Genomic DNA, 3470 nt, shown 5'->3' with positions numbered 1-3470 from the left:
CGACGCTCGCGGACGAGGTCGCTGTCGTCGGCCGGGATCGGGGCGGCCGGCAGCACCGGTCGCGGGGGCACGGTGGTCGCGCCGGCGACGGGCGTGGGCGTGGGCGCGGGCAGTACCGGGCCCTGGGTGGTCTGCGGCAGCGGGACGACCACCGGGCCGACCGAGGGCGTGGGGATGAACGGCGTGCTGGTGTCCGGGAGGGCGCTGTTGCCCACGGTCGCCGAGCCGGCGCTGATCGCGGCCAGGATCGGCATCGACGCGGTGCCGGCGAGCAACGCCACGGTCAGCAGGTAGCCACGGCTCGGTCCGCCGGCTCCGGGGGCCCGGTGCGCGCCGACCACGCGGCGGTAGCGGGTGGCGGGCAGCGCCCGGTGCCGACCGAGGAAGGGAGTACCGGGAGGACCCTCTGGCTCGGACACCGGCAACTCCTCGTACGCGTGGACGGGACGGGAGAGCACGCGCGAATATTCGGACAAATGCCGCGCGGAGGCTCATCGTCAGCTTGGACCAGTGACGCTCAGTTCACCAGTCGCCACCGCGTGTCGACACACAATTTGTCCGTCGGTCCGACCTGACGCATCGGGCAAAAACGTCTATGCGTCGTAAACCCGATCGAACCTCACCGGTGGGGGAGGCCATACTGTGGGCCCGCTCACCTCCTCTGCAATCATTCAGGCACGACGGCAACGCAGCCGCCACCTCCGCGCACCCCGCGGCTGGTGCGGTACGGCGCCGGCGCTCCCGGGCCTGGGTCCCCCGACGGACCCCGGCTCACGCCGCGCGGCAACCCTCACCGGGGCTAGGCGCGGTCGCCAGGGACCGACCCGGCAGCAGCCGGGCGGGCGCACGAGGTGCGCGGCTCGGGTCACCCCCGGCGCCGGCGCAGACAGACAGGGAGAGACGGATGGCAAAGGGCGACCCCGGGGCCGCCACCCGCAGCAAGCGGGCCGCACCCCGAACCAGGCGCGCCGCCGCGACCGGCGAGCCGGAACTCGTACAGCTGCTCACTCCCGAGGGCGAGCGGATCGAGACCGCGCTCGGCCCGGACGGGACCGAGTACCGCGTCGACTTCACCGACGAGGAGTACCGCGGGCTCTACCGCGACCTCGTCCTGGTCCGCAAGCTCGACGCCGAGGCCACCGCGCTCCAGCGTCAGGGCGAGCTGGGCCTGTGGGCCAGCCTGCTGGGCCAGGAGGCCGCCCAGGTCGGCTCCGGCCGGGCGCTGCGCGCGCAGGACATGGCGTTCCCGACCTACCGGGAGCACGGCGTCCTCTACTGCCGTGGCATCGACCCGATCATGCCGCTGGGCCTGTTCCGCGGCGTCGACCAGGGCGGCTGGGACCCGAACGAGTTCAAGTTCAACATGTACACGATCGTCATCGGGGCACAGACCCTGCACGCGACCGGGTACGCCATGGGTGTCGCCATGGACGGCAAGACCGGCGGCGAGGACGGCGAGGCGGTCATCGCCTACTTCGGCGACGGCGCCACCAGCCAGGGCGACGTCAACGAGTCGTTCGTCTGGGCCAGCGTCTTCAACGCCCCGCTGGTGTTCTTCTGCCAGAACAACCAGTACGCCATCTCCGAGCCGCTGGAGCGCCAGACCCGCGTCCCGCTCTACCGGCGAGCCGGCGGGTTCGGCTTCCCCGGTGTCCGGGTGGACGGCAACGACGTGCTCGCGTCGTACGCGGTGACCCGGCACGCACTGGACAACGCGCGCAACGGCCAGGGGCCGAGCCTGATCGAGGCGTACACCTACCGGATGGGCGCGCACACCACCTCCGACGACCCGACGCGCTACCGCATCGCCAGCGAGGTCGAGGCCTGGCAGGCCAAGGACCCGATCGCCCGGATGAAGGCGTTCCTACTCAAGCAGCAGATCGCCGACGAGTCGTTCTTCACCGAGGTCGACGAGCAGGCCCGCGCCGAGTCGGTGCACCTGCGTGAACGGGTGCTCACCATGCCCGACCCGCAGCCGGTGACCATGTTCGACCACGTCTATCCCAACGGGTCGCCCGAGCTGGACGAGCAGCGGGCCCGGTTCTCGCAGTACATGGAGTCGTTCGAGGGGAGCGCCCACTGATGGCCACGGAGACGCTCACCCTCGGCAAGGCGCTCAACACCGGCCTGCGGCGGGCCCTGGAGAACGACCCCAAGGTCGTCATCATGGGCGAGGACGTCGGCAAGCTCGGCGGCGTGTTCCGCATCACCGACGGCCTCCAGAAGGACTTCGGCGACCAGCGGGTGATCGACACCCCGCTGGCCGAGTCCGGCATCATCGGCACCGCGGTCGGCCTGGCCATCCGCGGCTTCCGCCCGATCTGCGAGATCCAGTTCGACGGCTTCGTCTACCCCGCGTACGACCAGATCGTGTCGCAGGTGGCGAAGATGCACTACCGCTCGCAGGGCAAGGTGCGGATCCCGATGGTCATCCGGATCCCCTACGGCGGCGGCATCGGCGCGGTGGAGCACCACTCCGAGTCGCCCGAGGCGTACTTCGCGCACACCGCCGGCCTCAAGGTGGTCACCTGCGCGAACCCGCAGGACGCGTACGTGATGATCCAGCAGGCCATCGCGTCGGACGACCCGATCGTGTTCCTGGAGCCGAAGCGGCGCTACTGGGAGAAGGGTCCGGTCGACCTGGACGCCCCGCTCGCGGACGCGTACCCGCTGCACTCGGCCCGGGTCGCGCGGCCCGGCACGGACGCCACCGTGCTGGCCTACGGCCCGATGGTGCGCACCGCGCTGGACGCGGCCACCGCCGCCGCCGAGGACGGCCGGGAGCTGGAGGTCGTCGACCTGCGCACGCTCTCCCCGCTGGACCTGACCGCCGCGTACGAGTCGGTGCGCCGCACCGGCCGTTGCGTGGTCGTGCACGAGGCCCCGGGCAACCTGGGCCTCGGCTCGGAGATCGCGGCCCGGATCACCGAGGAGTGCTTCTACTCCCTGGAGTCCCCGGTGCTGCGGGTGACCGGCTTCGACACCCCCTACCCGGCCGCCCGGGTGGAGGAGGAGTACCTGCCCGACCTCGACCGGGTGCTCGACGCCGTCGACCGCACCTTCGGCTGGTGAGCGGCATGTCCCGGATCAAGGAGTTCAACCTGCCCGACCTGGGCGAGGGCCTGACCGAGGGCGAGATCCTCGCCTGGCTGGTCAAGGTGGGCGACGACATCGAGCTGAACCAGCCGATCGTCGAGGTGGAGACCGCGAAGGCGGCGGTCGAGATCCCGGCGAAGTGGGCCGGCCGGGTGCAGGCGATCTTCCACCCGGAGGGGTCGACCGTCGAGGTCGGCGTGCCGATCATCGCGATCGACACCGACCCGGGCGCCGGGCCGGTGGAGGAGTCGACGACCGGCGCTCCGGCGTCGGCGCTGCCGACCCCGTCCGCCGCCTCGCTGGCCGCGGTCGAGGTCGCGCCCGCCGAGGGCATGGTCGAGCCGGGCCTGATCGGTGGCGCGGCCCCGGGCGGG

3 protein-coding genes and 1 pseudogene are annotated in these 3470 nt (G+C 72.0%); 3 read left to right on the top strand and 1 reads right to left on the bottom strand.

Features of this window, described 5'->3' with window-relative positions; genetic code table 11:
* A pseudogene (locus HUW36_RS28455) lies at positions 1-419 on the bottom strand (hypothetical protein); the annotation flags it as partial.
* A 485-nt stretch (positions 420-904) separates the two neighbouring features.
* Between HUW36_RS28455 and pdhA the strand changes: the two are divergent.
* From pdhA to HUW36_RS28440, 3 genes are all read left to right on the top strand, one after another.
* Positions 905-2083 (top strand): pyruvate dehydrogenase (acetyl-transferring) E1 component subunit alpha, encoded by a 1179-nt coding sequence (gene pdhA / locus HUW36_RS28450; RefSeq protein WP_174530943.1) that lies wholly within the window; start codon positions 905-907, stop codon positions 2081-2083.
* Positions 2083-3072: an alpha-ketoacid dehydrogenase subunit beta gene (locus HUW36_RS28445; protein WP_174530942.1), complete on the top strand. Its 990-nt coding sequence runs from the start codon at positions 2083-2085 to the stop codon at positions 3070-3072. The genes pdhA and HUW36_RS28445 overlap by 1 nt, the downstream gene beginning before the upstream one ends.
* A gap of 5 nt (positions 3073-3077) precedes the next feature.
* Positions 3078-3470: biotin/lipoyl-containing protein (locus HUW36_RS28440; protein WP_343044372.1), on the top strand; the 393-nt coding region annotated here is incomplete at its 3' end.

The sequence above is a fragment of the Micromonospora maritima genome (assembly GCF_902825405.1).
GTDB classification, from domain to species: Bacteria; Actinomycetota; Actinomycetes; order Mycobacteriales; family Micromonosporaceae; genus Micromonospora; species Micromonospora maritima.
Note: the sequence above shows the minus strand (reverse complement) of the source record. Positions and strands in the feature narration are given on the sequence as shown.